This is a genomic window from Aeromonas sp. 25-248 (assembly GCF_053005425.1).
Genome location: NZ_JBRKTB010000002.1, coordinates 223,169 through 244,975, shown reverse-complemented (window position 1 = coordinate 244,975; position 21,807 = coordinate 223,169). Strand labels below are relative to the sequence as shown.

At 58.9% G+C, this 21,807-nt stretch carries 28 protein-coding genes and 1 tRNA gene; 18 read left to right on the top strand and 11 right to left on the bottom strand.

Annotated elements, in window-relative coordinates; genetic code table 11:
• Positions 1 to 109: 109 nt before the first annotated feature.
• From ACVDHI_RS04540 to ACVDHI_RS04515, 6 genes are all read right to left on the bottom strand, one after another.
• Entirely contained in the window at positions 110 to 517 is a 408-nt protein-coding gene (locus ACVDHI_RS04540; protein WP_447211747.1) for a hypothetical protein, read from the bottom strand.
• Positions 518 to 569: 52 nt separating this feature from the next.
• Complete coding sequence (locus tag ACVDHI_RS04535; protein ID WP_447211746.1) at positions 570 to 1,331, bottom strand: helix-turn-helix domain-containing protein; 762 nt, start codon at positions 1,329 to 1,331, stop codon at positions 570 to 572.
• Positions 1,328 to 1,573, bottom strand: a complete 246-nt coding sequence (locus ACVDHI_RS04530; protein ID WP_045525500.1) for a hypothetical protein — start codon at positions 1,571 to 1,573, stop codon at positions 1,328 to 1,330. Before ACVDHI_RS04530 ends, ACVDHI_RS04535 begins: the two co-directional genes overlap by 4 nt.
• 197 nt (positions 1,574 to 1,770) lie before the next feature.
• On the bottom strand, positions 1,771 to 1,989 hold the full coding sequence (locus tag ACVDHI_RS04525; protein WP_045525499.1) for a hypothetical protein: 219 nt from the start codon (positions 1,987 to 1,989) through the stop codon (positions 1,771 to 1,773).
• A gap of 3 nt (positions 1,990 to 1,992) precedes the next feature.
• Complete coding sequence (locus ACVDHI_RS04520) at positions 1,993 to 2,382, bottom strand: hypothetical protein (RefSeq protein WP_135319752.1); 390 nt, start codon at positions 2,380 to 2,382, stop codon at positions 1,993 to 1,995.
• A gap of 41 nt (positions 2,383 to 2,423) precedes the next feature.
• Positions 2,424 to 2,630, bottom strand: a complete 207-nt coding sequence (locus ACVDHI_RS04515) for a Cro/CI family transcriptional regulator (RefSeq protein WP_202043880.1) — start codon at positions 2,628 to 2,630, stop codon at positions 2,424 to 2,426.
• 165 nt (positions 2,631 to 2,795) lie between these two features.
• On the opposite strand from ACVDHI_RS04515, the gene ACVDHI_RS04510 reads away from it, so the two are divergent.
• The 14 genes from ACVDHI_RS04510 to ACVDHI_RS04445 all read left to right on the top strand — a co-directional run bounded on the left by ACVDHI_RS04510 (position 2,796) and on the right by ACVDHI_RS04445 (position 13,953).
• Positions 2,796 to 3,380: a helix-turn-helix domain-containing protein gene (locus ACVDHI_RS04510; protein WP_447211745.1), complete on the top strand. Its 585-nt coding sequence runs from the start codon at positions 2,796 to 2,798 to the stop codon at positions 3,378 to 3,380.
• 4 nt (positions 3,381 to 3,384) lie between these two features.
• Positions 3,385 to 3,609 (top strand): hypothetical protein, encoded by a 225-nt coding sequence (locus ACVDHI_RS04505; protein ID WP_447211744.1) that lies wholly within the window; start codon positions 3,385 to 3,387, stop codon positions 3,607 to 3,609.
• Positions 3,610 to 3,815: 206 nt separating this feature from the next.
• A complete protein-coding gene (locus ACVDHI_RS04500; protein ID WP_183148640.1) occupies positions 3,816 to 3,995 on the top strand; it encodes a hypothetical protein in 180 nt (59 codons plus the stop codon).
• A gap of 295 nt (positions 3,996 to 4,290) precedes the next feature.
• Positions 4,291 to 4,536 (top strand): hypothetical protein, encoded by a 246-nt coding sequence (locus ACVDHI_RS04495; protein WP_408782671.1) that lies wholly within the window; start codon positions 4,291 to 4,293, stop codon positions 4,534 to 4,536.
• Positions 4,537 to 4,822: 286 nt separating this feature from the next.
• The gene (locus ACVDHI_RS04490; RefSeq protein ID WP_201891285.1) at positions 4,823 to 5,104 is read left to right on the top strand and encodes a helix-turn-helix domain-containing protein; all 282 of its coding nucleotides are present in this window, start codon (positions 4,823 to 4,825) and stop codon (positions 5,102 to 5,104) included.
• 2 nt (positions 5,105 to 5,106) lie between these two features.
• The gene (locus ACVDHI_RS04485; RefSeq protein ID WP_201891284.1) at positions 5,107 to 6,774 is read left to right on the top strand and encodes a PD-(D/E)XK nuclease-like domain-containing protein; all 1,668 of its coding nucleotides are present in this window, start codon (positions 5,107 to 5,109) and stop codon (positions 6,772 to 6,774) included.
• On the top strand, positions 6,771 to 7,823 hold the full coding sequence (locus ACVDHI_RS04480) for a RecT family recombinase (protein WP_323943716.1): 1,053 nt from the start codon (positions 6,771 to 6,773) through the stop codon (positions 7,821 to 7,823). The genes ACVDHI_RS04485 and ACVDHI_RS04480 overlap by 4 nt, the downstream gene beginning before the upstream one ends.
• Positions 7,824 to 7,875: 52 nt before the next feature.
• On the top strand, positions 7,876 to 8,055 hold the full coding sequence (locus ACVDHI_RS04475; RefSeq protein WP_447211743.1) for a hypothetical protein: 180 nt from the start codon (positions 7,876 to 7,878) through the stop codon (positions 8,053 to 8,055).
• 20 nt (positions 8,056 to 8,075) lie between these two features.
• On the top strand, positions 8,076 to 8,978 hold the full coding sequence (gene rdgC / locus ACVDHI_RS04470; protein ID WP_323943718.1) for a recombination-associated protein RdgC: 903 nt from the start codon (positions 8,076 to 8,078) through the stop codon (positions 8,976 to 8,978).
• 301 nt (positions 8,979 to 9,279) lie between these two features.
• Entirely contained in the window at positions 9,280 to 10,074 is a 795-nt protein-coding gene (locus tag ACVDHI_RS04465; protein ID WP_342018445.1) for a tetratricopeptide repeat protein, read from the top strand.
• A 156-nt stretch (positions 10,075 to 10,230) separates the two neighbouring features.
• The gene (locus ACVDHI_RS04460) at positions 10,231 to 10,584 is read left to right on the top strand and encodes a hypothetical protein (RefSeq protein ID WP_342018446.1); all 354 of its coding nucleotides are present in this window, start codon (positions 10,231 to 10,233) and stop codon (positions 10,582 to 10,584) included.
• A gap of 133 nt (positions 10,585 to 10,717) precedes the next feature.
• Positions 10,718 to 11,122: a hypothetical protein gene (locus tag ACVDHI_RS04455; protein WP_342018447.1), complete on the top strand. Its 405-nt coding sequence runs from the start codon at positions 10,718 to 10,720 to the stop codon at positions 11,120 to 11,122.
• Positions 11,123 to 11,291: 169 nt separating this feature from the next.
• On the top strand, positions 11,292 to 12,545 hold the full coding sequence (locus ACVDHI_RS04450; protein ID WP_216987506.1) for a site-specific integrase: 1,254 nt from the start codon (positions 11,292 to 11,294) through the stop codon (positions 12,543 to 12,545).
• A gap of 64 nt (positions 12,546 to 12,609) precedes the next feature.
• Positions 12,610 to 13,953, top strand: a complete 1,344-nt coding sequence (locus ACVDHI_RS04445; RefSeq protein ID WP_447211742.1) for a dihydroorotase — start codon at positions 12,610 to 12,612, stop codon at positions 13,951 to 13,953.
• Here the strand turns inward: ACVDHI_RS04445 and ACVDHI_RS04440 are convergent.
• Positions 13,943 to 14,257, bottom strand: coding sequence for a hypothetical protein (locus ACVDHI_RS04440; protein WP_270665135.1), 315 nt, complete (start codon positions 14,255 to 14,257; stop codon positions 13,943 to 13,945). The genes ACVDHI_RS04445 and ACVDHI_RS04440 overlap by 11 nt on opposite strands.
• Before the next feature lie 33 nt (positions 14,258 to 14,290).
• Between ACVDHI_RS04440 and ACVDHI_RS04435 the strand changes: the two genes are divergently transcribed.
• The 3 genes from ACVDHI_RS04435 to ACVDHI_RS04425 all read left to right on the top strand — a co-directional run bounded on the left by ACVDHI_RS04435 (position 14,291) and on the right by ACVDHI_RS04425 (position 16,427).
• Positions 14,291 to 14,367 (top strand) — tRNA-Pro (locus ACVDHI_RS04435).
• Between the two features lie 120 nt (positions 14,368 to 14,487).
• Positions 14,488 to 14,964: a CC0125/CC1285 family lipoprotein gene (locus ACVDHI_RS04430; RefSeq protein ID WP_438414137.1), complete on the top strand. Its 477-nt coding sequence runs from the start codon at positions 14,488 to 14,490 to the stop codon at positions 14,962 to 14,964.
• Positions 14,965 to 15,167: 203 nt separating this feature from the next.
• Complete coding sequence (locus ACVDHI_RS04425; RefSeq protein WP_447211741.1) at positions 15,168 to 16,427, top strand: dicarboxylate/amino acid:cation symporter; 1,260 nt, start codon at positions 15,168 to 15,170, stop codon at positions 16,425 to 16,427.
• Positions 16,428 to 16,497: 70 nt separating this feature from the next.
• Here ACVDHI_RS04425 and ACVDHI_RS04420 read toward each other — a convergent pair whose 3' ends face one another.
• On the bottom strand, positions 16,498 to 16,944 hold the full coding sequence (locus ACVDHI_RS04420) for a methyltransferase family protein (protein ID WP_447211740.1): 447 nt from the start codon (positions 16,942 to 16,944) through the stop codon (positions 16,498 to 16,500).
• A 179-nt stretch (positions 16,945 to 17,123) separates the two neighbouring features.
• Here ACVDHI_RS04420 and alr point away from each other — a divergent pair, with 179 nt between their 5' ends.
• Positions 17,124 to 18,350 carry an alanine racemase gene (gene alr / locus ACVDHI_RS04415; RefSeq protein ID WP_041212842.1) on the top strand — a complete coding sequence of 409 codons (1,227 nt, stop codon included), beginning with the start codon at positions 17,124 to 17,126 and terminating at the stop codon, positions 18,348 to 18,350.
• A 54-nt stretch (positions 18,351 to 18,404) separates the two neighbouring features.
• On the opposite strand, the gene ACVDHI_RS04410 is transcribed toward alr, so the two are convergent.
• From ACVDHI_RS04410 to oppD, 3 genes are all read right to left on the bottom strand, one after another.
• Positions 18,405 to 19,349, bottom strand: coding sequence for a TerC family protein (locus tag ACVDHI_RS04410; protein WP_029314355.1), 945 nt, complete (start codon positions 19,347 to 19,349; stop codon positions 18,405 to 18,407).
• A 435-nt stretch (positions 19,350 to 19,784) separates the two neighbouring features.
• Positions 19,785 to 20,780 (bottom strand): murein tripeptide/oligopeptide ABC transporter ATP binding protein OppF, encoded by a 996-nt coding sequence (oppF, locus tag ACVDHI_RS04405; RefSeq protein WP_010674333.1) that lies wholly within the window; start codon positions 20,778 to 20,780, stop codon positions 19,785 to 19,787.
• A complete protein-coding gene (gene oppD, locus ACVDHI_RS04400; RefSeq protein WP_039038983.1) occupies positions 20,781 to 21,761 on the bottom strand; it encodes an ABC transporter ATP-binding protein in 981 nt (326 codons plus the stop codon).
• Positions 21,762 to 21,807: the final 46 nt, after the last annotated feature.

Below are 21,807 nucleotides of genomic sequence, written 5' to 3'. Positions count from 1 at the left end.
GTCTTATTTCCTCTTCTCCTGAACAGCGCCTTGAGGCTCGCAACCATCCGCTGCCGAGCCTCCTGGTAGAACTCCTGGCGGTGCAGTGCATCCTCCCTGAGCCCTCAGATTACTTTCTCGTCACAGTAACCCCCTGGCGAGCCTTCTCGGCCAACACCAGCTCCATCTCCCAAGCCACAGCATCGGCAGGCACTGCTCGTTCCCTCTGAAACACCCGTGCTTCGGCAATCACCTCGCAAGCCCGAATCGATATGCAGGGGCCTCCCTGGGCAACCGTGGCAGCAGGGGTAGCTTTCACAATTACAGCCCGCACTTCCGCCGGCCGCGGTGCAAACTGCCGATCGGCATCTTCCCCAAGCTGCAGCACCGCCTCCCGGATCTGATGCGCATTGAAACCCCTGAGCAAACTTCCCCAGGCCAACGCCACGCCGCGGGCATTGCTGTCCAGCTGGTTGGTACTCGCTGGCCAAAGTCCGGCCATCAGCGGCAGCAGCTCCTCGGCCAGAAATACCGACATTCGAGCACTCACCTGCAGAGTGTCCCCTGGGGCGCTCAGGGCCGTCGTCTCGTTAGAGCGGAGTGCTGTCGTCATAGACCCCCCTCCCCGACTCTCTGAGTGCCTGAGCGGCCTGCTGGGCGGCCTGGATATTGGCCAAGGGCTTCCGCTGTGCCGCAGTTCGGAACGAGCTGGCTGCCCGGCGTATCCAGTTACGCCAAGTCTTCTCCCAGTCCAGCTTGACGGCCTTGGCGCCGGGCAGCGCCTGCCAGTAATCCGCGAACGTGGCCGCCTCCAGCAGGATCCGCTCCCTGGGGAGGCCTGTCTCCTGGATAGCCCACCTCCCCCACTCTCCTGGAAGCCTCCAGTCATTCGGCAAGCGGGTACCTCGCCGCGGCGTCCCACTGTCTGGACGTTTTTCCCCCTGGGGGGATACAGGGGGGATCTTTGGTTCAATGACTGGATCTAAAGAGTGACTGATTCTATGTGCATCTCCTGCACCACCCCCTAGTGCAGCTCCTGCACTACCCTGGTGAACCTCCTGCACCTCTGGATGTGCAGCTCTTGCACCATCCAATGTCAGCACATAGACGTTCGATCTCTTCCCTTGAGGCCCAACCCGAGACTCCTTTGTGAGAAGCCCCGCGTCACATAGCGCATCGATATGATTAATCACTGAGCGCCGAGAGATCTCACACTGATCTGCAATGTGTTGGTATGACGGCCAGCATTCGCCGGTATCGCTGGCGTTGTCCGCCAGCTTGATCAGCACCAACTTCCGAAGTGGATTGCCCACCTTGATGCTCATGGCCTTGGCCATCAGTAGCATGCTCATGCCGCCACCTTCCCTTTCTTCTTATCTTCCCTCGCCTGCTGGCGCTGTTTCTTCTGGACCAGCTTGGCCATGCGCTTGGCGACCCGCAGACACTCCGAGAACACGGCCCCCTTCCGGAAACCTGAACTCTTCTCGTAGTGGCTGACAGCCTCCTTACAGGCCAGGTGGGTAGCTTCGGCAGAGAAACCGTCAGCGAGCAGAAGTTTGCGAACATGGCGCTCGATGAACTCCTTAGGATGCATGGCGTACCTCCTGCTCGGTGTAGGCACAGGCCGGGCACTCAAATGCGTGGTCATCGGTACTGGATCGCAGTTCACTGCCGCATCGCGGGCAGTGGTCAAGATCATGAAGCAATGGGTGGCCCCCATGGGCCATGGTTGAATTGGTCATTGGCTGGGTCCTGGTTTGTAAAGCCCGGTGGTGAGGCGGGCCAAGGAAATTAGGCGCTAGGCTGGTTCTCGGCGCGTTCAAGGGTGCGAGCCTCAAGCTCGCGGGCCAGGCGCAGGGCCTGCCGGTCGGTACCGGCGGCATGGGCAGTCGAAATCAGCGGCTCATCGAGGGCCAGGGCCAGCTCATGCATGACCGATTTCAGGATGATGTTGTCCCGATCGCTGACATGCTGGGAAGCCGGGCGCGGCGGGCGGAGTTGCGTGGTCATGGGTTACCTCCCGAGTACGAAGTTGATGAGTTTTTGCAGGGGGCGAAGGGGGCGCTCCTCGTTGTAGGCGGCCTCGTCATCCGGGCTGAACTGGAGCAAGCCGCGCTCGGGAAGGCCGGAGCCGTCCAGAATCTCCTCGACGGTCACGGGCGGATATCCCTGGTCGAGCAGGCTCCGATTGGCCCGTTTCACGGCCCTCGCCAGGATTTGTGGCTCATGTTGAGATATGGCCTTGAGCAGGATCAGCAACGAGGTGCGGGCAAATGCGGTTTCGGTCATGCGCAGTTCTGCGCCGACTTCCTGCCACACCTGGCGCTGGCCCGGGGTGCCACGCACCTTCAGCGGTGACAGCGTGTCGAGTTTTTCATGATCGGGGAGCGATATTCTTCCCATGGAGTTGGTCCTCTGTGTTGGGTAGAAAAGCGGGCCGGTGGTTAGGCGGCCTGCTGGGAGTCCTGTTGAACAGGACGGTAATCTTCCAAGCCGAAATCCAGCTTTCCGCCTGACTTGAAGTGGATGCGGGTTGCAAACTGCTCTGGGATGACTTCAGGCCATTCGGACACAGTGCTTTTGCCTGCACCCAGCGCCCGGGCAAGAGCGTTATTGCCGCCAAAGAAATTGATGGCGTCCTGTTTTTTCATTGGTCAGGGTCCTTTGTTGCTCCCTTGAGTGGAGGCGCCATTTTGGTTCGCTTTTGCGAACAAGTCAACCATCGACATTCCGGACATGTAATAGGTGAAAATACATCAGTGTTTTAATTAGCGAACGGGAACGACATGACCTCTTTTAGAGATCGACTGGAATACATGATGAAGGAGCGTGGCTACAAGCAGGCTGACCTGGTTCGCAAATCAGGGATCAGCAAGGCCGTGATCTCCGTCCTGCTGTCGGACCCGTTAAAAGACTTGCGAGTGAGTAGCCTTCTCTCTATTGCCAAAGCCCTTGGCTGTGACCCGCTTTGGCTCTACACCGGCAAAGAAAGTGGTACCTACGTGACCGACACCAACCTCGGGAAAGTACCTGTATGGGAGATGTCAGAACTGGGGAAGCATCCGTCTGATGCGCTCTCTACCCTGGATAGCGGGCGCCATATATTTAGCGAGTTGGACGGGCAACTCATTGGAGTGGTTGCCAACGATGACAATCTCGCTGGCTCCGGCATTAAGACTGGTGATATCTGCGTAATTGACTTGGCAGACAGAACCCCCAGTCATGAAGACATACTTTTGGTCCAATTGGGTGATAACAAGCAGCGCAGGCTTCTCAAAGCCCTTGATGGCCTATCCGGCATCAGCCTCGTCACTGATGACCAGCGTCTTGGTACAGTGCCAATCAAAGAGGCGTTAGTTTACGGCCGTATGGTTGAACTGCGTCGGGATGTGAAGGAGTAACATCATGGACAAAGGCGCCCACGAAAAAATGGTTAAGCAAATTGCAACAGAGATAAGAGCTGAAAGGCACAAGGAAGAGGAGCGCCTGAATAAAAACGTGACCTTGGCTATGATAGTTGGCCTATGTGCATCACCATTCGCATTCCATGCCATGTTCGATACTGGCTACTTCACATCGATACTTCTTGGGCTTGTAGTTTACTTTGCCATCAATCGCTACCTGAAGTAGCGCCCCCCCTTCAATCTGGCCCGCTCCATGCGGGCTTTTTTGTACCTCCCTTCTGGGGTAGCAACACCAACCTCAAAAAAAGTTCGTTAAAGCGAACATTTTTCATTGACGTCTATGTTCTCGAAGATTAACCTTCAACTTGTTCGGTAAAACAATCGAATCGCTCGCAGCTTGAGCGCAAACAGAACCAAACAGAGGACCAACTCATGAAAATCAATGACCAAGTGCAATACACCAACCCCCGTACCCGCGTCTCCGTACCGGCCGTGATTACCGACATCACCGACCTCGGCAAACGCCGTGGGGGTGGCCTCTTCTACACCGTCAAGACCGAGGCGGGTAAGGAACATCGGGCCCGGGCAGCCAGCTTGCAAGCGGCTGCGTAACGAATCGCTCCCGCCAAGAGCGGGAGCACTCAACCGCATGAGCATTGGCTCAGTGTTCAACCGGTTGAGAAGCATCATCGACAACCAGCAACAGGACCCGGCCCCTGACCAGGGCAGAAGTGAGGCGCCTGACCAGCGCGTAAGAACGACAAAGCCCGCACGAGGCGGGCTTTGAAGGACTGGGGTACCACCCCAATCGGATGTTACTAGGGGACCAACCCTAGCAACAGGACCCAGCATGACGAATCACGTGGGAATTAGCGAGGACCAACTCGCCAATAGGAGTGAATGTACCATGACCAAGCGCATTTTTTCCAGGGCCGCGAAACGTGCAGACCAGATTGTAACTGCCATCGCTGACCGCCTTAACGGCAACGCCGCCCGCCGCCGAGCCATCAAACAGCGCCTGCATCTGGCCATGATGGCCACCGAGCAACACCACATCGTCGCCGCTCGTGCAGCCCAGAAGCGCACCGCCGGCATAACCAAGCATGGCGCCCTCCTCCACTGGCGAGCCGAGTTCCACCGCAACGCCGTCTGACCCGGGTCTGGCGCTTCCCTCATAGCGCCGTAGCCAAAGCCTCTTTCTCAAGCACCGCAAGGATGCTTTGGCTTCGCTCACGCCAAATTCGGCTGGGCTCGCTCTTTAACAACCAGGACAGGGCCGTCACCGCACGCAATCTGCTGGCCCGGCAGATCCCCGCTAACCCGTTCAAACCGGAATGCGGGGCTGGAAGGTGACACGGTGCCGGCTTGCGAGCCGGTATCCGAAGGTGGCTCTGGTGTAGCCGTGGCCGCCTTCGGATAACCACCACAGGACCCAGACCATGAAAAAGCGTACCGACCAAAGCAACCTGACCATCCCTCCGCTCAATGATGCTTGCCGCAAGCGCCTGCGCCAGTTGCGTGAACGCCTCGGCTTCAGCCGGCCGGAGTTCGCCGACAAGTTGGGCATCCCGGCAACCACGCTCAAGAACTACGAGCTGAACTACCGGGAAATCAGCGGCGGCACCCTGCTGTTGATAGCGCAGCACCCCGAGCTTTCGGCCCACTTCACCTGGTTGACCACTGGCCAGGGTGAGCCTCCTGCTGTTGCGATGGAAATGTAGTAATGGCAACAGGCATCCAACATCGCCATTCCGAAAGGGGGCCAGAGCTTGCACCAAAGCCTTGCACCATCCCTGAGCCCTTGCTCATAGGCCCCCCTACCCCGCTGCAGATCATCAACCAACGTCAATTTCGCATCATCACCGAATCCCGCGATCGCATGGATAAAGCAAAAGCGTGCGCGATGGAAAAAGCACTGGCTGCGATGGGCGAACTATTCAACAAACGAGGACCAACCATGGAAAACATTCACCCCAAAAGCGAGATTGCCGAAGCAGTTATCAGCAAGTTTGAACCTGCTGGCCCCGGCATTTACCACGGGATTCCCGGCGATGCCTACCACGGCGGGCCGGGTTTATCCAAGAGCGGCTTAGACTGGGCCTTGGTGTCTGGCCAGCACTACCACTACTACCAGATTGAAGGCCACGACCAGAAGCAAACAGCAGCCCTTCGTGAGGGCAAGATCCTTCACAAGGTCGTGCTTGAGTTCGATGACTTCAACAGCGAGTTCATCGTTGAGCCCGAATGGCCTGCTCATGCCCTGGCTGGTGCAGAACAGATGAAGGCCGTCATTCAGGGATACAACGATAGCCTCGAGCAGAAACCTGCAATCGAGGAACTGGTCCAGGCCATCGAGGAACACAACAGCAAGCTGCCAAAACCCATAGATGCAGGAAAGGGAGTGGGTGAACACGAAGCTGCCTATGAGCTGCTTCCAGAAGCATTCCAGACCCTGGGCGAAGATGACAAGCGCACTGGCGCAGCGCTCAAAGCCTGCATCAAGGCTTACAACGAGAGCCTGCCAAAGCCCATCAAAACGTCCGGCGGCTATCAAGCCGTGCTCGAGAATTTTGCCCTGCTGGGTATCCAGCAGGCAGAGCGAGCTGCACATATCAATGCCCTACCCAGCACACTCCCCTTGAATGGCACTAAAGCGGAAATGGCCGAGCGGATCCGCACTTTCAACCCTGATGCTGTGTTCCTCGATGAGCTCAAGGAGCAATTCATGCAAGAGGCCGGCGGACGCGAGGTGTTGACGGCCAACGAGTATCAGCATGCCCTTCGATATCGAGAGGCAGTCATGGCTCATCCCGAGGCTGCTGTGCTGCTGGATGAAGGAGTTGCAGAGTCCAGTCTCTACTGGCATCACTCCGAAACCAAAGCCCTGCTCAAGTGCCGGCCAGACTGGATGCGCCCGGATCATGTCCTGGTTGACCTCAAGTTCGTGCGCAATGCCAGCCCCAGCGGATTCGCCCGCGATGGTAGCTCCCACAACTATCACGTGCAGGATGCCCACTACTCCGATGGCTATGAAACCCTGACTGGCCACAAGCCTAGCTTCGTTTTCATCGCAGTTGAGAAAGATGGTCCCCTGGGGCGTGATGTGTTCAAGCCCATTCTGGTTGGCGTCTACTACTACGGTCAGGACGACCAGCGCCGGGCGCTGGAGTTGCGCAACATGGCTGTGCGTAATGTGGTCCGCTGGAGCCAAGACAATTACTGGCCTGGGCACGACGGTATGGGGGAGATTGTCGTCCCTTCCTTCCAAGCCAATGCAGAGCGCCTGGCCCTCAATGAAGATGAGAGTGGCATCGTGCTTACTCAATCCACTGACGCAGGGCGGCCTCTTGACGCCCTTCCTGACTCCCTTTTTGGTAGCGAGGCAGCATGATGAACAACCAAGTTGCAACCCAAGAAACCAGCCAGGTCTTTGCCAATGAACGTGGGCAAGCAAACATGCTGAACCTGATGATGAACGTCGATTTCATGGCGAGCATCGACAAGATGGCTGACATGATGGCCAGCGGAAAGACCACCGTTCCCCAGCACTTACGTGGGAACAAAGCTGACTGCTTTGCAATCTGCCTGCAGGCCATCCAGTGGGGGATGAACCCGTTCCCCGTTGCGCAGAAGACCCATCTGGTCAATGGCACGCTCGGTTATGAAGCTCAGCTGGTCAACGCGATTGTGGTCAACTCCGGTGCGATCAAGGGACGCTTTGACTACGAGTTCTTCGGCCCCTGGGAGCGAGTGATCGGTAAGTTCAAGGTGATCCGAAAAGAGAAAGATGGGAAGCCTGTCGAGTATCGTGTGCCTGACTGGACCTTTGCCGATGAGGCGGGTTGCGGGGTCAAAATCATCGCTCACCTTTCCAACGGCCAATCCCGTGAAGTGACCCTGTTGCTCCAACAGGCCCGCACTCGAAACTCCACTCTTTGGGCAGATGACCCCAAGCAACAGCTTGCATATCTGGGTGTCAAACGCTGGGCAAGGCTCTACACCCCCGATGTAATCCTGGGGGTTTACTCTGTCGATGAATTGGAGGAGATCGACGTGACGCCCCCAGGTAACGGCCCACAAGGTGGCAATGACGCAAAGGCGTCGCTTGCCCAAAAAGCTGCGGAGCGACGCGCTCAGCAGCAAAACGGCCAGGTCATCGAGGGGGAAGCACAAATCGTCGCGGCGGTAAGTGAACCTGTTTCAGGCAACACCCAAAATGCAGACGACCCCGCCCCCGAGAAAGATCTCGAGGCAGAAGATTTGCTCGCCGAGATCCTGTTCAAAATGGATCAAGCCCAGTCTGGTTCAGAGATGAAACAACTGGTCAGCGAGGTAAGTTCGCTGGGTCCCCGGCTCACTGACGATCAGAAGAAGTCAGCATCAGCCATCTACCAGAAAAACGTTGACCGCCTCGGTCTCGCGACCAGGAAAGCTGCGTAACAGTTCAAAAAGCCCCTTCGATCAACGGGGCTTCCAATTTCCGAGGACCAACATGCAAGCCACTGAAAACCCCTACTGCGGCGCAGTAGTCATCGGGTTGGGTGTCATCATGCCCGATCCCAAGCAGCCGGGCAGGTTCATCCTGCCCGGCGGCTCGACCTGCGACCGACAAACTGCCGAGGCCGCAGCCAAGAAGATTCACGACCTGCAGACCAAGAAAGCCCGCAACTAACCAACAACAGGACCCAGACCATGTGGTTTAAAAACCTTCAAGTTTACCGTTTCACCCGCCCGTTCGAGTTGACCGCCGAACAGCTGGAAACCCAACTGGAGGCGTGTGCCTTCACCCCCTGCGGCAGCCAGGATATTTCCCGCTTTGGCTGGACCCGACCCTTCGGCAAGCTCGGCCACACCCTGACCCATGCCGCCAACGGCCAGATTCTGCTGTGCGCCCGCCGCGAGGACAAGATCCTGCCGACCGCCGTCATCAAGGAAGCGCTGGCAGAGAAGGTGGAGGCCATCGAGTATGAGCAGGGCCGCGCCCTCAAGAAGAAAGAGAAGGAAGCGCTCAAGGAGGAGCTGCTGCACACCCTACTGCCCCGGGCGTTCAGCCGTACCGCCAACACCTTCGCCTGGATCAACCCGGCCGACGGCCTGCTTATGGTCGATGCCTCCTCCGCCAAGAAGGCGGACGATGTGCTGGCTCTGCTTCGCAAGTCCATTGGAAGCCTGCCGGTGGTGCCGGTGGCGCTCAAGAACCCACCCGAGATCACCATGACCGCATGGCTGCAAGAGGGAAATCTGCCAGCAGCTTTCACCCTGGAGGATGAATCCGAGCTGCGCAGCGCCATGGAGCACGGCGGGATCGCCCGCTTCAAACAGCAAGACCTGATGACCGACGAGGTAAAAAACCACCTCGCCAACGACAAGCTGGTCACCAAGTTGGCCCTGAACTGGGGTGAGCGCCTCAGCTTTGTACTGGGCGACGACCTCTCCATCAAGCGCCTCAAGTTCAGCGAGGACATGCGCGAGCAGAACGACGACATTGCCAGCGAAGATCCGGCCGCACGCCTGGACGCCGACTTCGCCCTAGTTACCGCAGAGCTCTCCCAGTTCATCCCGGCCCTACTTGCCGCTCTGGGCGGCGAGGAATGAATGGGTGCGCTTCAGAGAACCAATTATCCAAACAGGGTTAACTCTAGAAGAGGCTGTGAGCGTGAGGGAGCGATATCTACTCATCAATCCCGGTGCCCGTGTCACCATCGACAGCCAACCAGATAATCCCCAGCTCAAGACCCTGATAGCCCACCTACCCGTCCTGCCCCTCCGGCAGGTGCTGGCGCCTGGCTTTATCGGGTACCGCGGCTGGCGGGCATGACAAGAGCCCCGGCAAGTCCGGGGCATTAACGCCTACCCTGTTCGGTGTCATAATGGCCCCATTTTTAAGCAGGGAAGAATGATGGAACGATTGGGTAAGATGTTAAATACCATAGTACTGGGCGTGGCGTTGTTGGCTGGGCAAGCAGTGCTAGCAGAGCCTATCGATGTATCAAAAATTGATCCGATAAAAGTAAGAACTCAGGCGGAACAGGGCGTTGCCAAGATGCAACTTTTACTTGGTGTGATGTATTCCCAAGGGGTTGGCATTCCTAAAAGTGAGAAAGACGCCGCTTTCTGGCTCACGAAAGCAGCCAAACAAGGTAACGATAGAGCGCAACATTTGCTCGGTCTTGCATACTACCAAGCCATAGGCGTGGCTAAAGATGATAAACAAGCCGCTCACTGGTTTGGTAAAGCGGCTGAGCAAGGGTTCGCTGATGCGCAAAATTGGCTAGGCCTCTTGTATGCATCTGGCCAAGGAGTACTCCAAAATGATGAGCAAGCCGCTTACTGGTTTGGTAAAGCGGCTGAGCAGGGTGTATCAATGGCTCAGATGAAGCTAGGCATGCAATATTATGAGGGGAAAGGTCTACCCAAGAACATTCAGCAATCGACAGTATGGTTTGAAAAAGCAGCCAAACAAGGTGAGCCCTTAGCTCAATCAATGATGGGTTATGCCTATTACGAGGGGGCCGGCGTACCTCAAAACGAGGTGCAAGCATATGCTTGGTTCTCCGTTTCATCGGCCAACGGCAATATTTCAGCCATTGAGAACCGCGATATCGTGGCTAAGTCGTTAACTCAAGACCAGTTGGCACAAGGCCAGGAGCTGGCAGCCAACTACTACGAGCAATACCAGCCTAAAGAATAACAGCCTCACCTCATTCCCAAGCCCAGCCTTCGCGCTGGGCTTTTTCATGGATTGACAACCATGCCAATGTTTCTAGATGCTAAAAAAGCAACGACAAAATCCGTTGCCGCGATTGGTCTCTTCGGTAGCGATTCACTTCTACAGGAGAATCGAACCATGAACACTCAAGCCATTGCCCCTGCCACCATGCAAAACCTCGTTGCCGTTGTTGAAGGTGGCGCCCTGATGACCACCGCCATCAAAGTTGCCGAGGCCCTCTGCTACAAGATGGGCACCACTCGTTACATGCTCAGCACAGAGCCAGACAGCGGCAGCATGAGCGGCCGCCATGGCGGGGATAGTATTACCCTCTGGCCGGTGGCAGAACGCGCCTGCGTCATCAACCCAACCGACCCGCGCGACATGCAGCGCATGCTCGACCTGATGAGCAATGACGACCTGGCCGACCTGATGAAGCTGACCCTTGCTTCCGTCACCCGGCGCCCCAAGGCGCTGATGCAGTCGCACTGAAGCACCACCCATTTCAGCCCAGACCCCGGCCCTCGTGCCGGTTTTTTTGTTGGATCCGCAAGCCGCACGGCCAATAGCGGCCCTTCCTTCAACTCAACCGGCGCTCCATCCTCTGAAGCAGGAGGGCCACGCCATGCAACAACTTCAACTGACCATCGACCAGGACAGCCAGCTACTCAACGACCTGGTCAGCACCGTGCGCTCCCCCACCCTTTCCCGATCGGCCAAGCTCGCCGAGATCGGCCGCATCCTGGCGCACTTCGACCTGCCCATCGAAGCGCCCCGGGTTGCCGGCCAGCTCTGGAGCGCCACCGACCTGGGCAAGGAGTTGGGGGTCAGTGCCCAGGCCATTGGACGGCTGGCCAACCAGCACCAACTCAAACGCCCGGCGTTCGGGGAGTACCGTCTTGACCAGGCGGTCAGCAGCAGGAAGCAGGTTGAATGCTTCCTCTACAACCGAGCAGGCCGGGATGAAATAACCAGACTAATGAGGACCAACAAATGCAGCAATTCGTCTACCCATGTGCTAGGTGGGTGAGGCCGAAGTTATTCGCCGAACTGACAGGCATGACAGAAAAAGCCGCCGAGGGACGGCGCTTAAAAGGAGAGTGGCCGGAAGGGCGGGTATGGTGCCGAGCCCCGGATAACCAGATTCGTTACAACGTTGCGGAGTATGACAAGTGGGTCGAGTCAAACATGATGATCTAGTGGCTGGAGTCACTGGATTGGAGGTTCATGGCAAAAAGCTGCGCATTACCTTCACCTATAAACGGGCGCGCTGCCGGGAGGTCCTCGACCTCCCCATCACCAAGGCGAACGTGAAGTTTGCCACCAACAAGCTCGCAACCATCAAGCATGAGATTGCGATCGGTACCTTCAGCTACGCACATCATTTCCCTGACAGCTCAGCACTGACTCGATTTGGAGGAAGCCGGCGAAACGTCACCATCTGGGAGGCCTATCAGGATTTCTGGCGGCTTCACAAACCTATGCTGAAGCCAACCTCTCGACATGGCTACCCGTTCGCCATTGAGGCGTGCATCAATGTCCTGGGTAAAGACCGACAGGTCTCAACGCTGATGCCCAAGGACATAGAGCTGATCCGCAATGAGCTGCACATCTCACTCAAACCCAGCTCCATCGTCACCTACCTCGGGCGATTCAGGCAGTTGCTTCGCTGGTGTGAGAAGAACAACTTACTTGCGGATGCAGCAAGACTCACAGGAGGTGTGAGGCCAGTCACCACCAGAAAAACCTCACCGGCAGACCCTTTCGAATTTGATGAATACACCCGGCTGCTGGAAGCATGCTCCCACGAGCAGCAACGAAACATGATCACCCTTGCCATCTATACTGGCCTTAGAACAGGTGAGTTGAGGGCTCTTGCTTGGGAGGACATCGACCTCGAAAAAGGGGTCATGGTCATCAGCAGGAACATCAGTAACGAATCGGACTATTTCAAACTGCCCAAGACCAACGAGCCCCGGGAGGTTGATCTGCAACCGCCCGTGATCGCAGCTCTCAGGTCACAGATGGCATTGTCGTTCATGCGTGCTGTGGTGTCGGTAGATGTGGACATGAATGGTCGCATCGAGCGCCAGAGCATCAGGCCGGTATTCACGCCTAAGGTGACGGGCCCCCATGTTCCACACGCCAAGGAGTTCTTCACCGCCGCCGGGGTGTCTCATGCCTGGAGCAACATCATGAGGAGAGCCGGAGTAAGATACCGGCGCTTCTATCAACTTAGGCATACGTTTGCTAGTTGGAACCTGACGTCGCATGGAAATCTCGCGTATATTGCAGCGCAAATGGGTCACGCTGACCTTGAAATGTTACAATCCGTCTACGGAAAGTGGATCGCCTCGGCGAGCAAATCTGAGGCGGTCAGGATCTGGGAGCAGATGCAATCAAAAGGCCTTTTTGCCCCAATGACGCCCCAAGAAAAAAAGATCCAACAGTAAGCGATTGATTTATTAGATGAATAGTCAACCCCCACAATTCCCGGCAAAGGAACTGGAACCCCCCATGAACAAATTGCTTATCAAGAATGCCACCCTGGTCAACGAAGGCCGCATCTATGCCTCCGACGTCCTGATCGAGGGTGAGCGGATCGCCCGCGTCGCCCCGGACATCAGTGCCCCCGATGCCGTGGTGATCGATGCAACGGGCCGTCATCTCATCCCCGGGATGATCGATGATCAGGTCCACTTCCGGGAGCCCGGCCTGACCCACAAGGGAACCATCGCCAGTGAATCCCGGGCCGCCGTGGCCGGTGGCACCACCAGCTTCATGGAAATGCCCAACGTCAATCCCCAGACCACCACCATCGACGCCCTCGAAGCCAAATACCAGATCGCCGCCAACTCCGCCGCCGCCAACTACAGCTTCTACCTGGGTGCCACCAACGACAACCTGGAAGAGATCAAGAAGCTCGATCCCAAGCAGTCCTGCGGCATCAAGATCTTCATGGGGGCCTCCACCGGCAACATGCTGGTGGACAACCAGGAGACCCTGGCAGCCATCTTCCGCGAGAGCCCGGTGATGATCGTCACCCACTGCGAGGACACCCCGTCCATCAAGGTGCTGGAAGACGAAGCTCGCGCCAAGTGGGGCGAAGACGTGCCCATGCGCGAGCACGGCCGCATCCGCAGCGCGGACGCCTGCTACAAATCCTCCAGCATGGCGGTCTCCCTGGCCAAGCAGTACGGCGCCAAGCTGCACGTGCTGCACCTGACCACGGCGAAAGAGCTCTCGCTCTTTACCGCCACCCCGGATCTGAAGGATCTCAAGGACAAGAACATCACCGCCGAAGTGTGCGTCCACCACCTCTTCTTCAACGAGGCGGACTACGACACCCTGGGCAGCCAGATCAAGTGCAACCCGGCGGTGAAGAGCGCTGCCGACCAGCACGCCCTGCTGGATGCGGTACGCAGCGACGTGCTCGACATCATCGCCACCGACCACGCCCCCCACACCTGGGAAGAGAAGCAGAACAGCTACTTCAAGGCGCCGTCCGGCGTGCCCCTGGTGCAGCACTCCCTGCAGGCGCTGCTGGAGCTCTACCACAACGGGGTCTTCAGCCTGGAAACCATCGTCAAGAAGACCTCCCACGCGGTGGCCGAGCGCTTCCAGGTGCAGGATCGCGGCTACATCCGGGAAGGCTACTTCGCCGACCTGGTGCTGCTGGATCTCGGCAAGCCCTACGTGGTCACCGACAGCAACCTGCTCTACCTGTGCGGCTGGTCCCCGTTCAACGGCTACCGCTTCCAGAGCACCATCGAGATGACCCTGGTGAACGGCCAGATTGCCTGGCAGAATGGCCAAGTCACCGACAAGGTATTGGGCAAGCGACTCACCTTCAACCGCTGATTTGGATGATGACCGCTTCCAGCGCGCCTTGCTTGAGATGACCCTGGTCAACGGGCAAATAGCCTGGCAGAACGGCCAAGTCACCGACAAGGTATTGGGCAAGCGCTTGACCTTCAACCGCTGATCTCGGCTTGAGAGCATCACGCCAAACGGCCACCTCCGGGTGGCCGTTTTTCCTGCAAGACAGCGGTGAGGTGCCGACAAAATGCACCACTGGTCGCACTTTGATCCGAAGTTGCTCGCAAAGCAGGCAAACGATCTCGAACCTGAATTTCCCCTGTTGACAGGGTCGGGGCATCTCCATAAACTCCCTCCCCGTCAGCCGAGCTGACTCCGTCGGTGTGTAGCGCAGCCAGGTAGCGCATCTGCATGGGGTGTAGAGGGTCGGAGGTTCGAATCCTCTCACACCGACCAAATTCCCCGAGAAAGGCCTTGTCAGACGACAAGGCCTTTTCTTTTATGGTCTTCCACCGCGATTGTCTCTCCGATCCCTTTGTGCTGTAGTAAACCCCCCTTTGCCAAGCGGCCCGCATCATGTTGCCTTCCCTTCGTACTTTCTGCACCCTTGCCCTCAGCGCCCTGCTGGTCGGCCAGCTCGCGGGCTGCGCCACCGCCTATGACAGTGAAAAATCGTTCTGGAATGGCCAGACCGGTTTTTCACAGACCCAGCTTGGCCCGGCCCGCTGGCAACTGGAGTTTGTGGGCAACGATCTGGTGGACAGGGAAACGGCGCGCAAATACGTGCTCAAGCGGGCCGGTGAGGTGGCACTGGCAAAGGGATACCCCTGGATTCGGGTCGAGACGCTGACCCTGTCGCGGGATGCCGTCAGGGTCACCCCGACCCGCCCCCAATTCGGGTTCGACGAGTACGAGCCAGACACCTTCATGGACGACATGCAGGTGGAACATCGCACCTCGGCCCTGCTCGTCTTCACCCTGGAGGCCAGCCCCCGGGACGTACAGAGCATGGAAGCCGTTTATCTCGCAAAAATTAAAATAAACAGCGATTAATACAAATAAATCACAAGATGCATGTCAAATGCAGCTAACAACAGCGCAAAACTCCGAAACAAGTCACTGGATTTCCCCTTCGCGATTAGGCATGCTCCAGCACACCGGCGGTCTGGATTCCACCGCCCGGATCACAAAAAAGGACTGAGGCGGCCCCTCGCCGCCTGCACAGGCATTGCACCTATCGAAACCGGAACTCCCCCATGAAAATGAACAAGTTGACCGTTGCCATCCTCATTGCGATGTTGCTTGGCATCGTGACCGGGCAGGGTTATCGCCTGCTCGCGCCCGCACAGGCCGCAGGCTTTGCCGATGACATCACCCTGCTGACCGACATCTTCCTGCGCCTCATCAAGATGATCATCGCCCCCCTGGTGTTCACCACGCTCGTGGTCGGCATCGCCAAGATGGGCGACACCCGCACCGTGGGCCGCATCGGCGTCAAGACTCTGGGCTGGTTCATGCTCGCCTCCCTGATGTCCCTGACCCTGGGGCTGGTCATGGTCCACCTGATGCAACCCGGGGTGGGGCTCTCCCTCTCCCTGCCCGATGACGGCGCCAGCTCCGGCGTGGTTGCCACCGCCATCTCCCTCAAGGATTTCGTGACCCACGCCATCCCGAAAAGCGTGGTCGAGGCGATGGCCACCAACGAGATCCTGCAGATCGTGGTCTTCTCCCTCTTCTTCGGGCTGGCCGCCGCCGCCCTGGGGGACGACGCCAAGCCCGTGGTCAAGCTGATGGCCAGCGGCGCCGAGATCATGCTCAAGGTGACCGGCTACGTGATGAACTTCGCCCCGTTCGCGGTGTTTGGCGCCATCGCCGCCATGGTCGCCAAGGAGGGGCTCGGCATCCTCGCCACCTATGGCACCTTCATGGCCCAGTTCTATCTGGCGCTCGGCTGCCTCTGGCTGCTGCTCATCGCCATGGGCAGCCTCTTCATCCGCCGCCGCATCCTGACCCTGCTCGCCCTCATCCGCGAGCCCATCCTGCTGGCCTTCTCCACCGCCAGCTCCGAGGCTGCCTACCCCAAGACCCTGGACAGGCTGGAGAAATTTGGCTGTGACAAGCGCATCGCCAGCTTCGTGCTCCCCATGGGCTACTCCTTCAACCTGGACGGCTCCATGATGTACTGCACCTTCGCGGTGATGTTCATCGCCCAGGCCTATGGCATCGAGCTCTCCACGGCCCAGCAGATCACCATGCTGCTGCTGTTGATGGTTACTTCCAAGGGAATGGCCGGGGTGCCCCGCGCCTCCCTGGTGGTGATTGCAGCCACCCTCAACCAGTTCCACATCCCGGAAGCGGGCATCCTGCTGCTGCTCGGCATCGACCACTTCCTCGACATGGGGCGCTCCGCCACCAACGTGCTGGGCAACGCCATCGCCGCGAGCGTGGTGGCCAAGAGCGAAGACAGCCTGGGTGAGACCGCTCCCCTCGGCGAGGTGGACTCCGCCAAGGCGTGATCCCCTGACCACCATGACAACGGCCCGCCTCTGCGGGCCGTTGTCATATGCCTGATGGGCACGCCGCGCCTCAACACCAGCGCCTGACCTGCCGGCAATAGTCGTCATAGGCATCGCCGAATTGTCGCCGCAGCGCCTGCTCCTCTGCCAGGATCTGGAAGCGGGTAAGCCAGCCCCAGAGCAGCAGCGGCCCGAGCCACACTGCCATGCCTCCCAGATAGCACGCCAGCGCCAGGGTCCAGCAGAGCAGCCCCAGGTACATGGGATTGCGGCTGATGCGATAGACGCCCCGGGTCACCAGCACCCGGCTGCTCTCCAGCCGCTGGGGGTGCACGGTGGTGCGCTGCTGCCAGAAATGCAGAAGCGCACCGCCTCCCAGCAGGGCTCCCGCCAGCCACAGCGTGGCGACCAGCACCAGCCACAGGGGCGCTGCCCTCCCATCGCCCCGCCCCAGCCACATGGCGAGCACGATGGCGACGAACAGCAGCAGCGGTGGAATCCGCAACGTCAGCTTCATATTTTCTTCCTGCAACACGTGCCACGATTGACGCCGTTGAGATACACTCCCAGAGTCGGCATCTGGATGAAAAGTGAAATATATCATTAGCATAGCAACATGCTATGACCAGCCCTGCCGCAGCTCGCCTCAGCGATGAGCCCAGCCTCAACTCAAGACAATAAGAAAGGACTTGCCCCATGCACAAGAAAACACTGCTCGCGACCCTGATCTTTGGCCTGCTGGCCGGCCAGGCGGTCGCCGCCCCCTATCTGCCGCTCGCCGACGACCACCGCAACGGTCAGGAACAGACCGCCGCCAACGCCTGGCTGGAAGTGGATCTCGGTGCCTTCGAGCACAACATCCAGACCCTGAAGAATCGCCTCGGTGACAAGGGCCCGCAGATCTGCGCCATCATGAAGGCGGACGCCTACGGTCACGGCATCGACCTGCTGGTCCCTTCCGTGGTCAAGGCAGGCATCCCTTGCATCGGCATCGCCAGCAACGAAGAGGCCCGCGTGGCCCGCGAGAAGGGCTTCGAAGGTCGCCTGATGCGGGTGCGTGCCGCCACCCCGGATGAAGTGGAGCAGGCCCTGCCCTACAAGCTGGAGGAGCTCATCGGCAGCCTGGAGAGCGCCAAGGGGATCGCCGGCATCGCCCAGCGCCATCACACCAACATCCCGGTGCACATCGGCCTGAACTCCGCCGGCATGAGCCGCAACGGCATCGATCTGCGCCAGGACGATGCCAAGGCCGATGCCCTGGCCATGCTCAAGCTCAAGGGGATCACCCCGGTCGGCATCATGACCCACTTCCCGGTGGAGGAGAAAGAGGACGTCAAGCTGGGGCTGGCCCAGTTCAAGCTGGACTACCAGTGGCTCATCGACGCCGGCAAGCTGGATCGCAGCAAGCTCACCATCCACGCCGCCAACTCCTTCGCCACCCTGGAAGTACCGGAAGCCTACTTTGACATGGTGCGCCCGGGCGGCATCATCTATGGCGACACCATTCCCTCCTACACCGAGTACAAGAAGGTGATGGCGTTCAAGACCCAGGTCGCCTCCGTCAACCACTACCCGGCGGGCAACACCGTCGGCTATGACCGCACCTTCACCCTCAAGCGCGACTCCCTGCTGGCCAACCTGCCGATGGGCTACTCCGACGGCTACCGCCGCGCCATGAGCAACAAGGCCTATGTGCTGATCCATGGCCAGAAGGCCCCCGTCGTGGGCAAGACTTCCATGAACACCACCATGGTGGACGTCACCGACATCAAGGGGATCAAACCCGGTGACGAGGTGGTCCTGTTCGGACGCCAGGGTGATGCCGAGGTGAAACAATCTGATCTGGAGGAGTACAACGGTGCCCTATTGGCGGACATGTACACCGTCTGGGGCTACACCAACCCCAAGAAGATCAAGCGCTAAGCAAATTGCTGACATGAAAAAGGGCTCCCGAGGGAGCCCTTTTTACTGCGCCGTTCACGCCGCCTTTTTGCGGGTCATCAGCAGACTCAGCCCCATGGAGGCCAGCAGGATCAGCGCCACCACGCCAAGGGCGATGCCGGTCGGTATCTTGAAGATATCGAGCAGCAACATCTTGACCCCGATGAACATCAGGATCAGCGCCAGGCCGTATTTGAGCAGGGCGAAGCGATCGGCCACCCCGGCCAGCAGGAAGTACATGGCGCGCAGCCCCATGATGGCGAAGATGTTGGAGGTGAGCACGATGAAGGGATCCGTGGTCACCGCGAAGATGGCCGGGATACTGTCCACCGCGAAGATGAGGTCGCTCACCTCCACCAGCACCAGGATGAGCAGCAGCGGGGTCGCGTAGCGCACACCGTCACGCCAGACGAAGAACTTCTCTCCCTCCAGCGTCTCGGTCACCTTGAAACGACGACGCATCCAGCCGAGCAGGGCATTGTTCTCGAGATCCGGCTCCTTGTCGGCCGCCCACAGCATCTTGGCACCGGTCAGCAGCAGGAAAGCCCCGAACAGGTAGAGGATCCAGTGGAACTGCTCGATGAGCCAGCTGCCCGCGAACACCATGCCGGCGCGCATCACGATGGCCCCCAGCACCCCGTAGAGCAGGACCCGGCGCTGCAGCTCCGCCGGGATGGCGAAGTAGCCGAACAGCATCAGCCAGACGAAGACGTTGTCCACCGCCAGTGCCTTTTCGATGAGGTAGCCGGTGAGAAACTCCAGCCCCTTCTGGTTCGCGATCTCGCGCCCGGCACTGTGATCCAGCCAGAGCCAGATGGCCAGGTTGAACAGGAGCGCCACGCTGACCCAGATGAGAGACCAGATGCCCGCCTCTTTCAGGGACACCTTGTGCGCCTTGCCGCCACCGACAAAGCGGATATCAATCCACAACAGGACCAGCACTATGCTGAAGAAACCGGTCCACATCCACCATTCACCCATTTTCACTTCTCCCAAAACGACAAAACCCACGGCCGGGAGGCAGTGGGTTCGCGTTTGGAGCAGATACACCTTGCCTCTCGGCAAGGTCTCACTTACAGCCGACTTGCGTCAACTGCCCGGCTGCCGGGTGCACTGCAGGATATGGGTGCACCGTAATGACGACAAACCGGCGAGAAGTTACTCCCCTTGTGCGGCGGATAGTAGCAGCGACAACCGCTGGCGCCAAGAGGCATCTTATCCCCCATGCAATAAAAAGGGCGCCAGCACGCGCCCTTCTCGATACGGTTCTCCTTAGAACCTGTTTACGAGCTGTCGCGAGAGGTCGTCAACAAGGTAAAGAGCAGCGCAGGAACCGGAATGTATATGAATACATGAGGATTCCGAACAGCGCATGAGCCTTGATCACGGCCTCGCAGCAAGATCGTTAACAGGTTCTCAGAGCGGATCCACCTTGAGACAGGAAACCGCGTGGTCGAAGTTGCCCTCGAGCTGGGGCCGGGTCTTGGCGCACTCCGGACCTGCCACCGGGCAGCGGGTACGGAACACGCAACCGGAGGGCGGATTCATGGGGGATGGCAGGTCCCCTTCCAGGATCTGGATGACCTTGCTGCGCTCCAGATCCGGATCCGGGATGGGGACCGCCGACATCAGCGCCTTGGTATAGGGGTGCAGGGGATTGGCGAAGATCTCCTTGCCGGTCCCCAGCTCCACCGCGTTGCCCAGGTACATCACCAGCACCCGATCGGAGATGTGTTTGACCACGGAGAGGTCGTGGGCGATGAAGATGAGGGAGAGACCCATCTCCTTTTGCAGAGATTTGAGCAGGTTCACCACCTGAGCCTGGATGGAGACATCCAGCGCCGAGACCGGCTCGTCACAGATGATCATCTTGGGCTCGAGGATGAGCGCCCGGGCGATGCCGATGCGCTGGCACTGGCCGCCGGAGAACTCATGGGGGTAACGGTTCACCAGGTTCGGCAACAGACCCACCTTGGTCATCATGGCGCGCACCTTCTCCTTCACCTCTTCCCTTGGCAGGGTCGGGTAGAAGGTGATGAGGGGCTCGGCGATGATGTCGCCTATGGTCATGCGGGGGTTCAGGGAGGCCAGCGGGTCCTGGAAGATCATCTGGATCTCCTTGCGCTTCTCCCGCAGGGCGTTCTGCTCGAGCTTGGTCAAGTCCTGCCCAAGCCACACCACCTTGCCGTCGGTGGCCGGTACCAGGCCGATGAGGGCACGGGCGAAGGTGGATTTGCCGCAACCGGACTCCCCCACTACGCCCAGGGTCTCCCCTTCATAGAGGCGCAGGGTCACCCCGTCCACCGCCTTCAGGGCGGAGGGCTTGGCCCAGGGCCAGGCCTTGTCACTCTTGATATGGAAGTGAACCTTGAGGTCGGACACTTCCAGCAGCAGTTTCTTGTCAGTACCCATTTAGTTCACTCCCTTGATCATGGCATCCGATACCCAGTGGCACGCCCGCTCCCGGCCGTCGTTGAACGGCGTCAGGATCGGAGACTGCTGGCCACAAATCTCGCTCACCCGGTGGCAACGCTCCTGGAAGGGGCAGCCGGTGGGCAAACGCAGCAGGTTGGGCGGATTGCCCGGAATGGTGGGCAGCTCTTCCCCTTCGGTGTCGAGGCGGGGAATGGCGCGCAGCAAGCCTTCGGTATAGGGGTGGCTCGGGCGATAGAAGATATCGTTGACCCGGCCGTACTCCATGGTCCGGCCTGCGTACATCACCAGCACCTTGTCGCAGATGCCGGCCACGACGCCAAGATCGTGGGTGATCATGATGATGGCGGTGTTGAACTCGCGCTTGAGCTCGTTCATCAGGGTCATGATCTGGGCCTGTACCGTCACGTCCAGCGCCGTGGTCGGCTCGTCGGCGATGAGCAGCTGCGGCCGGCACAGGAGCGCCATGGCGATCATCACCCGCTGGCGCATGCCGCCGGAGAACTCGTGGGGGTACATGTTCATCCGCTTGCGCGACTCGGGGATCTTCACCGCGTCCAGCATGCGCACAGACTCCTCGAAAGCAGCGGCCTTGGTCATCCCCTTGTGCAGCATCAGCACTTCCATCAGCTGATCCTTGACCTTCATGTAGGGGTTGAGCGACGTCATGGGGTCCTGGAAGATCATGGCGATCTTCTCGGAGCGGATCTTGTTGAGCTTGTGCTCCGGCAGATTCAGGATCTCGTCCCCCTGAAATTTGGCCGAGCCGGTTATGACACCGTTCTTCGCGAGCAGCCCCATGATGGCAAAGGCAGTCTGGGACTTGCCTGAGCCCGATTCCCCGACGATCCCCAGGGTTTCGCCGGCAGAAAGAGAAAAGTTGAGGTCGTTGACGGCCACCACATTGCCGTCCGGGGTCTTGAACTCGACCCGCAGATCTTTCACATCCAGTAATTTCATCTCAGTACTCCTTATCGCGCTGTCGTGATGGGGGCCTGCCCGTGGT